The 16,967-nt window shown below is 61.0% G+C and carries 18 protein-coding genes; 9 read left to right on the top strand and 9 right to left on the bottom strand.

Going from position 1 to position 16,967, the window contains the following annotated elements; all coding sequences use genetic code 11:
- Window positions 1-101 precede the first annotated feature (101 nt).
- From repB to AC1DUP_RS20425, 4 genes are all read left to right on the top strand, one after another.
- A complete protein-coding gene (gene repB / locus AC1DUP_RS20440) occupies window positions 102-1,094 on the top strand; it encodes a plasmid partitioning protein RepB (protein WP_115038791.1) in 993 nt (330 codons plus the stop codon).
- A gap of 207 nt (window positions 1,095-1,301) precedes the next feature.
- A complete protein-coding gene (repC, locus tag AC1DUP_RS20435) occupies window positions 1,302-2,513 on the top strand; it encodes a plasmid replication protein RepC (RefSeq protein WP_115038793.1) in 1,212 nt (403 codons plus the stop codon).
- 374 nt (window positions 2,514-2,887) lie between these two features.
- Window positions 2,888-3,448, top strand: coding sequence for a sugar transferase (locus tag AC1DUP_RS20430; protein WP_113300189.1), 561 nt, complete (start codon window positions 2,888-2,890; stop codon window positions 3,446-3,448).
- 117 nt (window positions 3,449-3,565) lie between these two features.
- The gene (locus tag AC1DUP_RS20425; RefSeq protein WP_477834036.1) at window positions 3,566-5,560 is read left to right on the top strand and encodes a polysaccharide biosynthesis protein; all 1,995 of its coding nucleotides are present in this window, start codon (window positions 3,566-3,568) and stop codon (window positions 5,558-5,560) included.
- A gap of 57 nt (window positions 5,561-5,617) precedes the next feature.
- Here the strand turns inward: AC1DUP_RS20425 and AC1DUP_RS20420 are convergent, their stop codons facing one another.
- Complete coding sequence (locus tag AC1DUP_RS20420; RefSeq protein ID WP_477834034.1) at window positions 5,618-5,740, bottom strand: hypothetical protein; 123 nt, start codon at window positions 5,738-5,740, stop codon at window positions 5,618-5,620.
- A 258-nt stretch (window positions 5,741-5,998) separates the two neighbouring features.
- Here AC1DUP_RS20420 and AC1DUP_RS20415 point away from each other — a divergent pair, with 258 nt between their 5' ends.
- From AC1DUP_RS20415 to AC1DUP_RS20405, 3 genes are all read left to right on the top strand, one after another.
- Window positions 5,999-6,220, top strand: a complete 222-nt coding sequence (locus tag AC1DUP_RS20415) for a hypothetical protein (protein ID WP_477834032.1) — start codon at window positions 5,999-6,001, stop codon at window positions 6,218-6,220.
- A 456-nt stretch (window positions 6,221-6,676) separates the two neighbouring features.
- Window positions 6,677-7,039, top strand: coding sequence for a hypothetical protein (locus AC1DUP_RS20410; protein ID WP_162805144.1), 363 nt, complete (start codon window positions 6,677-6,679; stop codon window positions 7,037-7,039).
- Window positions 7,040-7,093: 54 nt separating this feature from the next.
- Window positions 7,094-7,717 carry an RlpA-like double-psi beta-barrel domain-containing protein gene (locus AC1DUP_RS20405; RefSeq protein WP_477834030.1) on the top strand — a complete coding sequence of 208 codons (624 nt, stop codon included), beginning with the start codon at window positions 7,094-7,096 and terminating at the stop codon, window positions 7,715-7,717.
- A gap of 162 nt (window positions 7,718-7,879) precedes the next feature.
- On the opposite strand, the gene AC1DUP_RS20400 is transcribed toward AC1DUP_RS20405, so the two are convergent.
- From AC1DUP_RS20400 to AC1DUP_RS20390, 3 genes are all read right to left on the bottom strand, one after another.
- Complete coding sequence (locus AC1DUP_RS20400; protein WP_477834028.1) at window positions 7,880-8,236, bottom strand: hypothetical protein; 357 nt, start codon at window positions 8,234-8,236, stop codon at window positions 7,880-7,882.
- Between the two features lie 274 nt (window positions 8,237-8,510).
- A complete protein-coding gene (locus AC1DUP_RS20395) occupies window positions 8,511-9,248 on the bottom strand; it encodes a dienelactone hydrolase family protein (RefSeq protein WP_115038803.1) in 738 nt (245 codons plus the stop codon).
- Window positions 9,245-9,685 carry a hypothetical protein gene (locus AC1DUP_RS20390; protein WP_162805145.1) on the bottom strand — a complete coding sequence of 147 codons (441 nt, stop codon included), beginning with the start codon at window positions 9,683-9,685 and terminating at the stop codon, window positions 9,245-9,247. The genes AC1DUP_RS20395 and AC1DUP_RS20390 overlap by 4 nt, the downstream gene beginning before the upstream one ends.
- Between AC1DUP_RS20390 and olsE the strand changes: the two genes are divergently transcribed.
- Window positions 9,684-10,571: an ornithine lipid hydroxylase OlsE gene (gene olsE / locus AC1DUP_RS20385; RefSeq protein WP_477834025.1), complete on the top strand. Its 888-nt coding sequence runs from the start codon at window positions 9,684-9,686 to the stop codon at window positions 10,569-10,571. The genes AC1DUP_RS20390 and olsE overlap by 2 nt on opposite strands.
- Before the next feature lie 88 nt (window positions 10,572-10,659).
- Window positions 10,660-11,700, top strand: a complete 1,041-nt coding sequence (locus AC1DUP_RS20380; RefSeq protein WP_115038807.1) for a substrate-binding domain-containing protein — start codon at window positions 10,660-10,662, stop codon at window positions 11,698-11,700.
- A gap of 56 nt (window positions 11,701-11,756) precedes the next feature.
- On the opposite strand, the gene AC1DUP_RS20375 is transcribed toward AC1DUP_RS20380, so the two are convergent.
- Genes AC1DUP_RS20375 through AC1DUP_RS20355 form a run of 5 tightly spaced genes read right to left on the bottom strand, consistent with a single transcriptional unit; the run spans window position 11,757 to window position 16,802 of the window.
- Window positions 11,757-13,022 carry an ABC transporter substrate-binding protein gene (locus tag AC1DUP_RS20375; RefSeq protein WP_477834023.1) on the bottom strand — a complete coding sequence of 422 codons (1,266 nt, stop codon included), beginning with the start codon at window positions 13,020-13,022 and terminating at the stop codon, window positions 11,757-11,759.
- A gap of 25 nt (window positions 13,023-13,047) precedes the next feature.
- On the bottom strand, window positions 13,048-13,887 hold the full coding sequence (locus tag AC1DUP_RS20370) for a carbohydrate ABC transporter permease (RefSeq protein WP_477834021.1): 840 nt from the start codon (window positions 13,885-13,887) through the stop codon (window positions 13,048-13,050).
- Complete coding sequence (locus tag AC1DUP_RS20365) at window positions 13,884-14,813, bottom strand: carbohydrate ABC transporter permease (protein ID WP_113307348.1); 930 nt, start codon at window positions 14,811-14,813, stop codon at window positions 13,884-13,886. Before AC1DUP_RS20365 ends, AC1DUP_RS20370 begins: the two co-directional genes overlap by 4 nt.
- Window positions 14,806-15,969 (bottom strand): ABC transporter ATP-binding protein, encoded by a 1,164-nt coding sequence (locus tag AC1DUP_RS20360; RefSeq protein ID WP_115038811.1) that lies wholly within the window; start codon window positions 15,967-15,969, stop codon window positions 14,806-14,808. Before AC1DUP_RS20360 ends, AC1DUP_RS20365 begins: the two co-directional genes overlap by 8 nt.
- Complete coding sequence (locus AC1DUP_RS20355) at window positions 15,966-16,802, bottom strand: metallophosphoesterase family protein (protein ID WP_115038813.1); 837 nt, start codon at window positions 16,800-16,802, stop codon at window positions 15,966-15,968. The genes AC1DUP_RS20360 and AC1DUP_RS20355 overlap by 4 nt, the downstream gene beginning before the upstream one ends.
- Window positions 16,803-16,967: the final 165 nt, after the last annotated feature.

Genomic DNA, 16,967 nt, shown 5'->3' with positions numbered 1-16,967 from the left:
CGGCTAAGATCCGTCCGTCCATCGGCAGCCATCAAGCGTGTTGGGAGCTCCCAACTGCGCTATTCCAGCTTGCCCGCATCCGACTGGAAAGGAGAGAATTGATGAGCAGACGCGATACGGTCAATTCACTTTTCATGCGTAAAACGGATGCATTGGCGCCATCTGCCGGTGTCGAGAAAAACCCGGACAGGGTGCGCACTGGTGCCGTCTCGGCCATGGGCGCATCTCTGCAGGAGATGACGGAAGCGGCACGTGCGGTCGGAAGACTGCAGGCGCAGATTTCGTCAGGATTTTCCATTCTGGAGATCGACCCATCGGACATTTCCAATTCCTCGATCAGCGATCGTATCCCGGTCGAGCGCGATGCCGATTTCGATGCTCTGGTGACAAGCATAGCCGAACACGGCCAGAAGGTGCCGATCCTGGTGCGCCCCGATCCCAACAAGGAAGGGCATTACCAGATCGCCTATGGGCGGCGGCGCCTGCGTGCTGCGGCAAAGCTTGGGCTCAAGGTCAAGGCAATCGTCCAGAGCTTGAGCGACGATGAACTGGTCATCGCACAGGGCAAGGAAAATCTCGACCGGCAGGATCTCTCCTTCATCGAGAAGGCGCTGTTTGCCCATCGTCTCGAAGAGGCCGGTTATCCGCGCGATGTCATTATCGCGGCACTCTCGACCAATAAGGCCGATCTCAGCCGTTATATCTCGGTTGCCCGTGGCGTGCCGCACACTGTGATCCTGGCGATCGGCCCGGCTCCCAAGGCAGGCCGCGCACGATGGCTGGCTCTCGTCGATGCCGTCTCTTCTTCTCCGAAGAAGGTGGAGGCGATCATTGACGACAATGCCTTTGCCGATCTCGACAGCGATCAGCGCCTGCAGCGCGTATTGTCCAAAATCGCGGCGCGTGATGCGAAGAAGGCAACGGGCGAAACCTGGAAAACGCGCCACGGTCAGAAGGCAGCGCAGATCGAACGCTCCGGAGCCAGGACGCGTATCACGTTCGATGAACGCATGGTGCCTGAATTTGCCGATTATCTCACGACCCGGCTGGATGAACTCTTCGAGGAGTTCGGCGCCGTCAGGTCACAACAATAACTGTTGGCAGGCTAGGCCTGCTGATGAGGATCTAACTGTCATGAAAAGGAGCCAATAGGCAAAGAAAAAGGCCCCCGAACAAACATCCGGAAGCCCTCTTCTCTCGTTTAGCACCTAGAGAATCGCACTTCCCGGAATCGCTGTCAAGGTTTTTGAACGCCGTTTTGGCGGGCGCCGATGATTTGCCTTTGTATAAGGTGAACCACGATGGATACGGGATTTGTCACGACGCCTTTCGGGCGGCGGCCGATGTCGCTTGCCTTGATGAGAGGTCAGCTTCAGGCCGAATTAATTAAACCAGATAAGTCCGTCGACAAGTGGAAGGTGTTTCGCGACGTCTGCGAAGCACGACCGCTGCTCGATATTTCCGACCGCACACTGGCTGTGTTGAACGCCCTTCTCTCCTTCTATCCCGAGAGCCATCTCTCCGGTGAAGCGAGCATGGTCGTCTTTCCATCCAACCGGCAGCTCATGGTCCGGGCGCACGGCATTGCAGTCACGACGCTGCGCCGGCACCTGGCGGCTCTGGTGGATGCCGGGCTCATCACCCGCAAGGACAGCGCCAACGGCAAACGTTTTGCCCGCCGGAAGAGCTCAGGCGAGTTGGAAGATGCCTACGGCTTCAGCCTGGTGCCGCTTCTTGCCCGCAGCGAAGAACTGTCTGCCATGGCTCAAAAGATCGAGGCCGACCGGATTGCACTTCGGCGTGCGCGTGAGCGCCTGACCATCTGCCGCCGCGATGTCCGCAAACTGATCGAAACCGCAGTCGCCGAAGGCGTTCCCGGCAACTGGGACGACGTCGAGGCTGCCTACGCCCATCATCTCGCATGCCTGTCCCGCAATGCCGCGGCTTGCGATCTGGACAGCGTGCGCCTGAAGCTCGAAATCCTTCGCGCTGACATCGTCAATCTGTTGACGAACTTCGATAATTTCAAAAAAACGAGCGCCAGTGTGGTTCAAAATGAACCGCACATACAGAATTCAGATACAGATTATCTTGAATTAGAATCTTGTGCGACGATGGAAACAGAAACGCTGCCGCCTGCGACAGAACCAATTGGTACTAGCGGACCCCAAAAAATATTCCCTCTTGCACTCATCCTGCAGGCTTGCCCGCAAATCAGCGATTATGCTCAGGGAGGGCCGATCAGGGGATGGCGGGATCTCGTGACCGCTGCCGTCACCGTGCGTTCCATGCTTGGGATAACGCCGGAGACGTATCAGGCAGCCTGCGAAAGTCTTGGCCGGGAAAATGCCGCTGTCACCATTGCCTGCATGCTGGAGCGGGCGACCCATATCAACTCACCGGGCGGCTATCTGCGGGATCTGACCCGCAAGGGAGCACGTGGAGAATTCTCGCTTGGACCGATGCTGATGGCTCTGGTACGGCAGAACAGTCCGGTCGCGCGCAGGGCCTGACACGGCTTGAGCAAGGTCGATAACGCCGCTGCCGTGACGGTTCATTTGGAAGAAGGAAAGGCACGGAAAGATGATTGCGACTATTTGCGCAGATCATAAGGACGATTGGGGAAGCATATCTTTCTTTGGCCAGAGCGCAGGGTGTCGGAAATGAAGTCTGGATTAACTTCCGCAGTGGAGAGAGAGGTATGTCTTATCAGTGGCTTGCATAAAATGTCGTCTCGATCGGTGGTGGCTGAATTGCCGCAAATACCCGAGAAACAACGCCTAAGGCGCCCGGAAGCCGGAAAGGATCGTTGACGAGAATTGGGTGGAGACGATAGGGCAGACGGGTCGGTGGAGGCGGGAAGAATGTGCAAAAGGCGAGGACGGACGTGAAGCGGGCAGTGGATCTTTTCCTGGCTTTGGTGGCAGCCGTGATCCTGATCATTCCGATCGGCGTCGTGGCACTGTGCGTGCGCCTGACCTCACCGGGACCGGCGCTTTACTGGTCGAACCGTGTGGGCCGCCGCAACAGGATCTTCCGAATGCCGAAATTCCGCAGCATGCGAATTGACACGCCGACGGTCGCCACGCATCTGCTCGATGATCCCTCCCGCTACCTGACGCCGGTCGGCGGCTTCCTGCGCAAGTCGAGCCTCGATGAACTGCCGCAGCTCTGGTGTATCCTGAAGGGCGAGATGAGTTTCGTCGGCCCGCGCCCGGCGCTCTATAACCAGGACGACCTGATCGCGCTGCGCACGGCCAAAGGTGTCGATGCGCTGCTGCCGGGGCTGACGGGCTGGGCGCAGGTCAATGGCCGTGACGAGCTGCCGATTCCCGAAAAGGTAAAGTTCGACGTTGATTATCTGAACCGCCGCTCCTTCTTCATGGATATGCGCATACTGGTCATGACTGTTGGCAAGGTATTGGGCAGCAGAGGCATAACCCATTGAGGTTACGACCTAAGGTTATGAACAGGTTGCTCACGCGACTACAGATTATTCGGTTGCACTTGAAATCGAAAAGGACAAGAAGAAGTTAGGCTGGAATGATGGGTGGACAGTATAAAAATGCATGATGATCCCTCAGGCGACGGATCAAAGACCAGCCGGTCCTGGACGTCGATGCAGGCATTGGTTGGACCGCTCTTGGCAATGCCGCGTCCGGCCAAGCGTATTATTGCGCTTCTCGTCGATTCCAGCCTCTGTGTTCTCACCATCTGGCTTGCCTATTGTTTCCGCCTGAACGAGTGGACCATCCTGGCGGGCGTGCAGTGGCTCGCCGTTCTTGTGTCGCTATGTCTGGCGCTGCCGATCTTCATCGTCATGGGCATGTACCGGGCGATCTTTCGTTACGCCGGCATTGCCGCTTTCCTGGCGGTGCTGAAGGCGATTGCGATCTATGGTGTTGCCTTCGCGACGATCTTTACCGCGCTCAGCGTTCCCGGCATCCCACGTACCGTCGGCATTCTGCAGCCCTTCCTGCTGTTGATCGCGATCGGCCTTTCCCGCCTCGGCATCCGCTACTGGCTGGGCGATACCTATCAGCGCATCCTGCATAAGGGCGCGATGGCAAAGGTGCTGATCTACGGCGCAGGCAGTTCGGGCCGTCAGCTTGCCGCCGCGCTGACCAACAGCGATGAGCTCAGCGTTGTCGGCTATCTCGATGACGACACGAAGCTGAAGGGCGGCATCATGGGCGGCCTGCCGATCTATGATCCTTCCGATCTCCAGGCGCTCGTCCAAACGCTTAATGTCCACAATGTGCTTCTGGCTCTTCCCTCGGCATCACGCCAGCGACGCAACGAGATCCTCGAGCAGATCCGCAAGGCGCGGGTGAATGTGCGCACGCTGCCGGATATGACGGCACTCGCTCAGGGCCGCATCGCCGTTTCCGATATCCGCGAACTTGAAATCGAAGACCTGCTCGGCCGCGAGGCCGTGACGCCGCGCCAGGAGCTTCTCGATAAGGCCTCCCTCGGCAAGGTGGTGATGGTGACGGGCGCCGGCGGCTCGATCGGCAGCGAGCTCTGCCGCCAGATCCTGCGCAGCGGGCCGACGCATCTCATCCTCGTCGAGCAGAACGAATACGCCCTTTATGCGATCCACGGCGAGCTGCAGAAGCTTTCGGAACTTTACGAACAGCAGAAGGTGCAGATCGTACCGATCCTCTGTTCGGTGCGCGACCGTGACCGCATGGAACATATCATCATGAGCTGGCGGCCGCAGGCGCTCTATCATGCCGCCGCCTACAAGCATGTGCCGCTCGTCGAGCAGAATGCCGTCGAAGGCATCAAGAACAATGTCATGGGCACGCTGATTACCGCACAGGCGGCTGAAAAATACGGCGTGTCGAACTTCGTGTTGATCAGCACCGACAAGGCGGTCCGCCCGACCAATGTGATGGGTGCCAGCAAGCGGCTTGCCGAAATGCTGCTGCAGGCGCTATCTGCCGAGCAGCCGACCGGCCGCGCGCGCACCAATTTCTCCATGGTCCGCTTCGGCAATGTGCTCGGATCCTCCGGTTCCGTCGTGCCGTTGTTTCGCCAGCAGATCAGGGATGGCGGCCCGGTGACGCTGACGCATCCTGACATTACCCGCTATTTCATGACGATCTCGGAGGCGTCTCAGCTCGTCATCCAGGCGGGGGCCATGGCTGACGGCGGCGACGTCTTCCTGCTCGACATGGGCGAACCGGTGCGCATTGCCGATCTCGCCCGCCGGATGATCGATCTCTCGGGCCTGACGGTCCTCAGTGAGGACAACCCAGAAGGCGATATCGAGCTTTCGGTCACGGGTCTCAGGCCTGGTGAAAAGCTCTACGAGGAACTGCTGATCGGCGACAATCCCGAGACGACGCAGCATCCGCGCATCATGAAAGCGCGCGAGGATTTCCTTTTCTGGCCGGAGCTTTCCAAGCGCCTGAAGGTTCTCGATGCCGCGCTCGACCGCAACGACATACCGGCCGCCCGCCTGATGCTTGCCGAACTCGTCTCCGGCTATGCCTCGACCGGCGAGGTAACCGATCTCGCCCTGAGCGCAGCCGAGGCCAATACGGCCGCATGATTAAAGTCCGGTATTGCGCCGGGCTTCTTTCTTCTTCCTCTGCAGAAGTATGTCTCTTCAGGCATTTGCCCCTTTGTCGTCCGTCCAGGCCGCACCGGTGATCGAACGGGCAGCCGGCGAGGCGAGAAGGACGATGTCGGCAATCTCGCCGGGATCGGCAAAGCCTACCGGATTGGACATCAGCCCTTTTCTTCTCCTCGGAATGCGGCCCGCCTGCCGGGTTCATGCCTGAACCGGCCGATGGGCATTGCGCCCCGAGCCTCTATGTCGCCTTCGGCTCCAAAGAGGCGCTCTTTATCGAAGAGCTTGATCTCTACCAAGCGACGGTCAACACCGAGATCTGGAATGCGCTCGAGGGGAACGATAGCCGCGGCGATCGAAGGTTCCCTTGTCGATACCGCCCGCGCCTATAGCCGTCCGGATGTGCGTGCCGCCTGAATGATCGTGCTCGGCGCAAACCCGGATGCCAGCGAAGTTGAAGCAGTCGGCAACGATATCAGCCCGCGCCGTACCGAGAATATTAGCCAGCTCATAAAAAAGTTCGAACAGGCCATCAGCGAAGGCGAACTTGCCCGGCAATTTCGCTGCAAGGCTGCTGCGATCTTCTTTGCAACGGCATGTCGCTGCCTCCCCGTGACGGCGGCTGAGACGATGTGCTGATGGCGGTTGCCTGGAGCGGCGGCGGCCCCGCGCTTGAAGGCATGACCCGCGGCCATCGTCGCGGATGAACCGGCACTCAGCAATACGATCCATCCCTATGATCTGCAGGTTCAACCTTTGAATGAACACTAGTATCCCAGGATTACCTATAACTGCTGATTGCAACTAGGATGGTTTGAGCTCATATCAGGGCATCCCGTTTTCGCGCCTCGCTATGCTTGCTCCCGGTCACAGTCATGACTTCGAGGAGCCTGCGATGACGGAGTTCATTTCATGGATCGCCGAAAACTTCAGGAGGACATGATGAGAGCCAGCGCAGTTGTAAACAGGGCATTGGTCGCAACCAACAAAGGAACGCGCTACGGGCTAGGTGCTGGGGGAATGAACCCCGGCAAGCCGTCACCGGCAGCGAACGGGAAATGTGACTGTTCCGGGTTCGTGGCCTGGTGTCTCGGCATGTCGCGAAAGACGCGGGAGGCCTTCTATGTCGAGGAGAACGGCGGATGGATCGAGACGGCAGCGGTTTCGAAAGACGTTCTTGCCTCGACAGGGATCTTCGCGCCGCTGGATAAACCCTTGCCGGGCTGCGTCGTCGTCTATGGCGATTACAAGGACAGCAACGGCCGCCATCACGAAGGCCACATGGCTGTCGTTACCGAGGTGAACAGCCGCAGCGGCATCGCGGGTATCGACAAGATCGTCCATTGCTCCGTGAGCAACGATAATTCCGGAGACGCGATACAGGAGACCGATGCGCGGATCTTTGCCAACAACAGGAATAGCGTGATCGGCTGGTCCATTCTCGCACACGAAGGCTGATCAGCGCAATCCACATCGTCGCAGGGCCGATGACCGGCAAATAGGAGGAGGATCATGCCAATAATAGGAATTATTGAAGGCTGCGAAATCCATCAAGATGCCGACGGCCGCGTCCATTTTACCGCCGATGCCGCCATCGATGCCGATGGCGCCAATGGCCAGCATGGCGCAGCGCCGGCCTACAAGGAAGACGACAGCGGGAGCGAAGCGTTGGCCAATGGCGGTATGAGGATCAACGCCCACGAAAAAGTCATCTGCGCTTACGACTGGGCGCGCAGTGTCGTTATTCTGAATACCGATAACGAGCCGAAGATCTTTCCGGGTGGCATCATCGCATCCCGGACCTGGTATCGCCACCGCAATCGGCCTGCCGGCGATCCCGCCGCTTACGTCGATGCGCAGACGGTGCCCTATATCGTCGTGCCGCCCCTCATCGTCCAACGCGTCACACCTGTCGTCCGGGGCTCGAGGGCGAGGGTGACATGGCGCGACAGGTCGGTCGAATGCGTTGTGGCGGATCTCGGACCCGGCAACAAGATCGGCGAGCTCAGCATCGCAGCCGCCGATGCGCTCGGCATGCCCTCGAGCCCCCGCCACGGCGGGGTCAACCACAAAGAAGTTCTCTACGAGCTGTGGCCGGGGGTGGCAATGAACGGTTACGAACTGCAGCCCGCCTGAAGCGGTCCCATCTCTCGCGGGCATGACCCGCGGCCATCGCCGTGCGGAGGCCTGTCCTTTCGCGGGTGAGCGAAAAGAGATGGAAATGCTTGCACATCAATTCGTCCGTAAGCCCTCGGTTCGGTTTCCCGACCGAGGGCGTTTCATGTCGGCCGGCAGCCGTTATCGGAGCGCCGGGCAGCCGCGGACGTTGGCAAAGCTGATCTCGTCGGGACCCCGCCGCGTCCAGCCCTGAACAATCACACGCCGCGGCGTAACGTCCACGACGCGAGCGCGACGGAAGCCAAAATCGCGCGCCTTGTCCGCTGCCCATCGGGGATCGCAGCCACCGCGCTGCGGACGACCCCAGCCAGGCGGCGGCGGCGGAGGCCGGCCCCAATCCCTGTCAGGTTCAAAACGGGGCGGCGGTCCCCTGTCGTAACCTTCGTAATATTGCGCAGACGCGATGCTCGATGTGGAGACTACAGTGCCAAGGGCAAGCAGAATGCCGATGGCAGATTTCGTGAAGTTGATCATCAATCCAATTCTCGTTGGGGCATACGCCTGCGAGGTTAGAGCACATCGTGGCAAACTGATGGCCAAGTGTATTGTCGCCGTCCGGCGAGACAATTCGCTATCAAGCCCAATGGGTTAATGTCGCAGCCAGCTTCAGCACATCGGCGCGCACTGCTGCGGCCACCCGCAAATGGCCGGCATGATCGCGCCATTGGGTCAGCGCCGTCCGGATAGCCTAGAGCAGGTCGCAGTGATCGCAGACCCCGCCCGAGGCCGGACGGGATCGCATTTCCTGATCTCAGCCAAGCGTTTCTGCAAAAAGTTCGAGCAGGCGCTTCCAGTGCCGCTCAGAACCCTTTTCGCTGTAGATCTCGCCGCGGTCGGGAACCGTCCAGCCATGCGACATGCCGATATAATTCTCGATGATGTGGTCGACGCCACCGGTGCGGAGCGCCTCGGCAAGGCGAGCGGACTGCTCGGGCGGGAAACTGCCATCGACGCCAGCGACGCCGACATAGATGCGCGCCTTGATGTCGCCGGCAAGGCGATGCGGACTGTCGGGCGCCTCGCTCGCCAGATTGCCGCCATGGAAGCTTGCGGCCGCCGCGATCCTGTCGGCATAAACGGCCGCTGCCGTCAGGGCGCGACCGCCGCCCATGCAATAACCGACGGCGCCGACCGGACCGGAAACGCCCTCGGATTCGAGCGCGTCGAGGAAGGCTGCGCTGTCGCGCTTCGTCATCTCCTGCGTCGTCTCGCGGATCATCTTCATGATCTCGGCACGCGAGGTCTCGTTGCCGAAGGAGGAGCCGTCGAAGGGGCCGTACGAGCCGAAACGGTAGAAGAGATCGGGTAACAGCACGACGTAACCGGCATTGGCGAGACGCTCGCCCATGATATCGGTTGCCTCGCGCGGCCCGAGCGCATCCATATAGTAGAGAATACCGGGCAGGACCTTGCCCTCACTGCCTTCGGGGCGGAAAAGTGACGCCTTGGCAACGCCGTCGGCCGTCGTGATTTCAATATCGCGTTTCATGCGTCAATCCCTTTGATTTTATTGAAGCAGCCCCAAAACCACTGCAGCAATCTGGCAAAGAACAGCAACAGTCTCAAGACACGAATATCTGGGGAGGGGTGCCGTTCAAGGGCGACCAGCAGGTCGCCGCGCGACAAAAGCAGTGCCGTGTTGAATTTCACAGCGCCCGGCACCCAGCCGGTTACAGGGACTGTCGCACCACTCGTCAAAATCACCGGCCCCGCAATGCACATGCAATCCTCCATCCACAAGTTGGCCCCATCGTTCCACCAGGTGATGGGCGCAAGCGATTGCCGATCGTCGTGATCGATGGCATGACTGACGGGAACACCGGGCCGAGGGCGATCCGGGCAAGATTGGGCGACGGGCTCGAAACGCGGCGAGCTCTTGAGGGACATGACATTGATGCCGAAAGCAGCCGCAGCCGCAAGATACATGCTTGCCTACCTGGCCTGGCCACTGGTGTTTTTCTCCGGCCTGACGGGCGCCTATTTTGGCTTTGCGAGTGGGCATCCGATGGTCGCATTTGCAGCCACTTACGCCGGTGCGGTCCTGCTGCTCTTCCTGCTCGAACGTATCATTCCCTATGAAGAAGGCTGGCTGCAGCCTGATGGTGAAACGGCCAACGATATTGCCCACACGGTGTTGACCAAGGGGCTCGTCGAACTGGCGGCGCTGGCCGGGGTCATCTTTCCGATGCTTGCCGCGGCCCTGCTGCAACCGCTTGCCGCCATGCAGTTCAGTCTCTGGCCGTCATCCTGGCCGATGCTCTTCCAGGCGGGCCTCGCCGTCGTCATCGCCGAGTTCGGCCTCTACTGGGCTCATCGCATCGCCCATGAGCGGCTGTTTTTCTGGCGCTTCCACGCCCTGCACCACAGCGTCACCCGTCTCTGGGTCGTCAATACCGGGCGCTTCCACGTCGTCGATTCGCTGTTCAAGATCGCGCTGAGCCAGATCCCGCTCTACCTTCTCGGCGCACCGCTGCAGGTCTTCTGGTGGCTCGGCGCCGTCACCGCCTTCATCGGCATCCTGACCCATTGCAACGTCGATATGCGAACAGGCCCTTTCGACCTCGTCTTCTCGACGCCCAGACTTCACCGCTGGCACCATTCGAAGGATCTTCGCGAGGGCAATACGAATTACGGCGAGAATGTCGTGCTGTTCGACCAGCTGTTCGGAACCTATTTCAATCCCGACCGGCCGTCCTCGACGGATATCGGCATCAAGGGTCAGATCGCTCCCGGCTTCGTCAGGCAATTGGCGCAGCCTTTCACCAAGGACGGCGTGCGCCAGATTCTCGGCCGCCATCCCAAGCGCGGCTGAAGCTAAGGCCTGTCCCGGACCGTCATCTTTTTATGACATGCTGCCTGTAATAGCCGGCGAACTTCGACGGAAACGCACGGGGACGCCGATGACGACGTTGAAACAGGTTGCGCTGAGGGCCGGGTGTTCCATGGCGACGGCAAGCCGGGTGCTGAACTTCAGTGGCCCGGTCAGCCGGGCGGCAGCACTTCGCGTGCGCCGCGCTGCGGCCGAAGTCGGCTATCGTGCGGCCGCACCGTCGGCCCGCAGCGGCCGCCGGCCTGTTATCGGCGTGCTGGTGCCGAGCGTCACCAATCCGGTTTTCGCCTCGTCGCTGTCCGGTATCCAGAACCGCATGCTGGTCGCCGGCCACAGCGTTCTCATTGCCCAGTCGAATTACGACCCCGATCAGGAGGCCGATGCCGTCGCCGGGCTTCTCGGCGAGCGGCCGACCGGGCTCATCCTCACCGTCTGCGATGCCGGCACCAGCCCGGCGCTCGCCCAGGACCTGCCGCCGACCGTGCTGCTCGGCAATCCTCCGACCCCCCGATATCCTGCCGCCGTTACCGTCAACAATTATGCGGCAGGCTGCAGGCTGACCGAACACCTGCTCTCCATGGGACATCGTCGCATTCTCTACGTCTCCGGCAGCTTCAAGGCTTCGGACCGCGCGCTGTTGCGTTATCAGGGCTATCTGCGGACCATGGCGGCGGCGGGCGTCGCGCCACTCGACGCCGTAGAGGTGTCCTTCGTCAGCGGCTACGACCAGATGGATCTCGGCCAGGCGCTGCGGACATTTGCACCGACCGCCATCATCGGCTCGAACGATCTCATCGCGCTCGGCGTCGTCGGCGCCATCCATCGCGAGGGCCTGCGTGTTCCCGACGATGTCTCCGTTGCCGGCTTCGACGGCATCGCCATCGGCAAGCTCATAAATCCGACGCTGACCTCGATCGAAATGCCCGATCTCAGCATGGGGGCGACGGCGGCATCGCTGCTGCTCGATATCGTCGAAAACGACGCGCCGCTGCGGCATCTGGAACTATCGCATGCCTTGCGTGCCGGCGGCACTGTTCGAAACCTCCAGAAAGACGAAACCGCCGCACCGATGGGATGCGGCGGTTCGGGATCGAAGCCAAGAGCGGCTTAATGCAATTCCGGCAAGTGAGCGGATCTTGCGTCCGGAACTGCGTGATAACAAGAAGCTTAGCTGCGCGGCAGCATGCCTTCGACGTCGGAGGCTGCGTCGTCGAGCGCTTCCTTCGGCTCGGCCGAGCCGTCGACGATGCGCGACAGGTTGTCGACGATCGTCTGGGTAACCTTGACGCCATTGGTGCCCGGGAAGGCATACCACGGGATCATGCGCGGCATCTGGCTGAGGCCAGCCTGGAAGAGCGGGTTCGTCTTGTAGAAATCACCGAGATATTCGGCGGACTTGGCGGCAAGCTCGTTGTTCGGCACATAGCCCGTGCCGGGCACGACGACCGAGGCGCCATAGGGGCCGGCGGCGAACTTGGCGAACTTCCAGGCAGCGTCCTGCTTGGCGGCATCCTTGGCGAGGATGACGACGGCGTTGCCACCGGTCGGTAGATGGCCCTTTTCCGGGTCGAGAAGCGGGATCTGGGCAGTGCGCAGATCGAACTTGGTGCCGACGTTCTTGATCGTGTTGACAAGCGCGCCCGTCGTCTGGAATTCAAAGCCGACCTTGCCGGCGGCGAATGCTTGTTCGCCTGCTGCCTTGGTGAAAACAGGCATGCCGCCTTCCTTGACGAAGCGGCTGATGAGTTCGACGGCCTTCTGTCCCTCGGGACCGTTGAAGGCGACCTTCTGCTCGTCGTCGCTCAGCATCTTGCCGCCGGCACCGAAGAGCAGGGCGGAGAACATCCAGTCGTCGCCCTGCCAGCGGAAATCCATGCCGTCGACGCCGTTGCCGAGCGCCTTGATCTTGCCGGCAAGCGCGATGACCTCGTCCCAGGTTTTCGGCGGGGTGTCCGGATTGCCGCCGGCTGCCTTCACGAGATCGGCATTGTAATACATGATCGGGTTGGAGGTGGCGAAGGCAAGGCCAACCTGCTTGCCGTTGACCTGGGCGAGCTTCAGGATCGTGTCCGAGAAGCCCTTCTCGGCCATGTTGCCTTCCTTCTGGACGAGCGGCGTCATGTCGACGGCGACATTGCGCTCGTTCAGCATGCGCAGGCGGTTCAGGCCGATGAAGGTGATGTCGGGCATTTCAGACGTGCCGGCCTGGCGCAGGATCAGCTGGATACCGTCTTCATAGGTCGCCGAAGGGGCGGCGAACTGGATCTTGATGTCGGGGTTTTCTTCCATGAACTTCTTCGAGATCGTGTCCATCACGTCCTTGAAGAAACCCGGCATCGGGTAGTGGATCGTCAGCGTCGTTTCGGCGTGGGCCGGCAGTGCCGCCACCACGGACAGAGCCGCTGCTGCGAGGAACTGGGTGAAATGCTTCATCGCTCGTTCTCCTGGGTTTAACCGGTCAGCCTTTGAGACCGGTCATGGTGATGCCCTCGACGAAGCGTTTCTGCGCCAGCAGAAAAGCCGCAACGAGGGGAATGGTGATGATGATGGTCGCCGCCATCAGCGCGCCGTAGTCGTCGCCGGCTTCGGCGGCGCGGAAATTCATCAGGCCGAGCGGCGGAGTGGCGTAGCCCGGCTTCGAGATGACGATCAGCGGCCAGTAGAGGTCGTTCCAATGGGCAACGACCGAAAAGATCGCGAAGGCCGTGACGGCCGGCCAGGCATTCGGCACGACGACGCGCGAGACGATGCCGAGTTCGGACATGCCGTCGAGACGGGCGGCATGGATCAGGTCGTCAGGCATGGCGCGGAAGAACTGCAGGAACAGGAAGATCGCAAAGACCGAGATGGTAAAGGGGGCGACCAGCGCCGTGTAGCTGCTGAGCAGCGACAGTCGGTCGAAGGCGACATAGAGCGGCAGAGCGGTGGCATGGATCGGCACCAGCAGACCGAGCAGTACGAGCACCATCATCAAGCGGGCGGCGCGGAACTTCAGCTTCGCCATCGCATATGCGCAGGGGATGGCGACCAGCACCTGGAAGAAAAAGATCAGCGCGCAGACCACCACGCTGTTCCACAAGAGCGTGCCCATCGCCACCTTGTCGAGCGCCTTGGTAAAATTCTGCAGGTAAAAGAAATGCGTCGGGATCAGCGAAAGTGCTGCCGTGAAGATATCGTCCTGCGACTTGCCGGCCGCCGATATCATGAAGATGTAGGGCGCGAGGAAAATGACTGTGCCGAGAACAAGCAGCGCCAGGCGGGTCAGCCGGCCGGGGGTAAAGCGGGGTCGCGTCTTCATGAATAGTGCACCCGCCGGTCGAGGAAGCGGTACTGCAGGAACATCATGACGACGAGGATGGCGAGGAAGACCACGGTCATGGCCGAGGCATAACCGACCTTCATGTAGACGAAGCCCTCCTGATAGATGGTGAACAGTAGGACTTCCGAAGCATGATTAGGTCCGCCATCGGTCAGCGTCTTCACCGTCTCGAAGGTCTTCACGGCGTTGATGATGCTTATCGTGGAGACGAAAAGCGCCGTCGGCCCGAGCATCGGCCAGGTGACGAGGAAGAAGCGGTCGAGTGAGGATTTGGCGCCGTCGATCTCGGCGGCGGCATAAAGCTCGCGCGGGATCGCCGTCAGCCCGGCAAGGAACAGCACCATGTTAAAGCCGACCGTCTGCCACACACCGATGATGGAGAGGCTGTAGAGGGCGGTCGACGAGGCCCCGAGCCAGTTCGGCTTCGGCAGGCCGGCCGCACCGAGCAGCGCATTGAGCGGGCCGATGGTCGGATGGAAGAGATACTGCCAAACGGTCGCCATGGCGACGATCAGCGAAACCACCGGCAGGAAATACGCGGTGCGAAAGACGCTCTTCCCCCAGCCCTCGCTTTCGATCAGCATCGCCACACCAAGGCCGAGCAGGATCGAGACGGGCGCGACGATTGCCGTATAGACCGTGGTGTTCCACAGCGACTTGCGGAAGGTGCGGTCGGTGAAAAGCTCGGCGTAATTCTCCAAGCCGACAAAACGTATCTTGCCGACGCCGAGCTCGAAATCGGTAAAGCCGAGAACGACGACAGCGACGATCGGCAGCAGCACGAAGAGGACAATGAGGATGATCGCCGGCAGCGCCAGCAGCCAGGCGGTCTGCGCCTCGCGGCGCTCGTGCCGGATAGCCGATGCGGCCGGCCGGCCAACCTCGCCTGCGGCAATGCTAGCCATGCGCCTTCTCCCGTGCAACGTCGGCCGGAAGCGCTGCCGCACGCAGCCGGCGGCCATCGGGGGCAAAGACCATGGCCTTGTCGGGCTGAAAAGACAGCGCAACGGCCATGCCGGCGGCAAGTCCCGCAGCTTCGGCCGGTGCAAGCTTGGCAAGCACGGTCTCGCCGATTGCATTCAGTCGGCAGAACAGGATCACCTCGGAGCCGAGGAATTCCATGCGCTCGATACGGGCGGGAAGGGCCGTCTGGCCGTCTGCAGCAAGCCGCACAAATTCCGGGCGGATGCCGATTGTCACGTCTGCGCCGGTAAGATCAGATTCTTCCAGCGCCAGTCTAATATCGCCGAAGGCGATCGTCCCGCCATCGGCGCGCGCGGTTAAGAGATTGATGCGCGGCTGGCCGACGAAGTGGGCAACCTCGATATGGGCGGGGTCGTCATAGATGACCTGGGGTGCTGCCAGCTGCAGCAGTTGGCCGCCGATCATCACGGCGACGCGGTCTGCCATGGAGAGCGCTTCGGCCTGGTCGTGGGTGACATAGACGGTCGGCACGCCGGCGCGCCGATGCAATTCGACGATCTCGCCGCGGGCATGAACCCGCAGGTTGGCGTCGAGGTTCGACAGCGGTTCGTCCATCAGAAAGACGCTCGGATGGCGCACCATGGCGCGGGCAAGCGCCACGCGCTGCCGCTGGCCGCCCGACATCTGGCCGGGCTTGCGCTCCAGGAGGTGGTCGATCTTCAAAGCTTTGGCCGTCTCCTGCACGTCACGAGAAATACTCATGCGAATAGCGCGGTAGCCGGGCATGACCGCACCGAGGAAGGGAAGGCGCTGAACACGGCTCAGCCGGCGCATGGCCAATGGCACGGCAATATTCTGGCCGGCCGACAGATGCGGATAGAGCGCGTAGGACTGGAAGACCATCGCGATATTACGGTCGGCGGCCGCCACGCCAGACATTTCCCGCCCGCCGATGACGATCTCGCCACTATCGGCATGATCGAGGCCAGCAAGAATACGCAGAAGCGTACTCTTGCCGCAGCCCGAAGGGCCGACCAGCGCGATGAATTCGCCCGGTTGAACGTCGAGGCTGATATTCTTGAGGATGGCGCTGTCGCCATAGGATTTTGAAATGGCCGAAAGCGTCAGCGCGCTCATTGCGCCGGCTCCTTCTGCACTTTGTGGGCCTCGTGCGGATAGACTTCGGCGACCACATCGTCGAGCACATGGGCGGTCATGCCGGATATGGCGACGATCTCGCTCGAGGCGTGATCGCCGAGATCGTGAAGCACGGCTCCAACAAGCTTCTCGCCTGGCATCTCTCGTTCCATCGTGCCGATGATGAAGGCGGCGGACGGTCCCCAGACGAGCGAGGTATCGTTGAGGGCGCCCTTCCAGGCCCAGTGCAGATGGCCGCTGGCGTAAAGCGCGACATCATGGGCCGACATCAGGTCGTAAAGCCGGCGGCGCTGGGCCGGGCGGATGCTCCAATAGCCGGTGTCGCCCTCATCGGGCGCATCGACGAAGAGCGGCTTATGGGCAAACATCGCGATCCGCCGACCGGCGCGCTCGGCAAGCGCTTTTTCCAGCCATGCAAACTGCGCTTCCTGCTCGCCATCCTCCATGCCCATCAGCAGGCTGTCGAGGCCGATCAGCCGCCAGTTGCCGGCATCCTCGAGCCAGTAATCGGGGCCAACGAGCCTGCGCCAGCGGTTGAGCCTTGTCTCATCGACCGGTTGGAGCGAGCCTGGCAGATGGCCGACATCGTGATTGCCGGGAACGATCAGCATCGGGATCTTCACCTGCCGCATCAATTCCATGCAGAAGGTGAGATCTTCGTCCTTGTCGGCGCCATCGACCGCGAGATCGCCGGTATGGACGACGAGATCAGCACCGCTGCGATTGATCCAGTCGGCAAGCGGCTGCCAATTGCCGTTGAAATGCGGTATCGACGGGCTGAAATGCGTGTCGGTGATCTGGACGATTTTCATGCCGGGGCTCTCCACTAAGGCCCGCGGCAGGTTTCCGGCGGCAGGCAATGCTGATGCCGCCTCTTTAGAGCGCCCCAATGTCAGGCGAGTTACAAGCGTTTCCACCCTTGTTCCAATTGTGTCGTGCAATTGTCATGGAGCCGATCGCACCCAAAGCCAAATCCG

Source organism: Rhizobium sp. 01L419, from assembly GCF_056400025.1.
The sequence above is the reverse complement of the archived record's forward strand: the minus strand, read 5'-3'. Positions and strand labels throughout refer to the sequence as shown.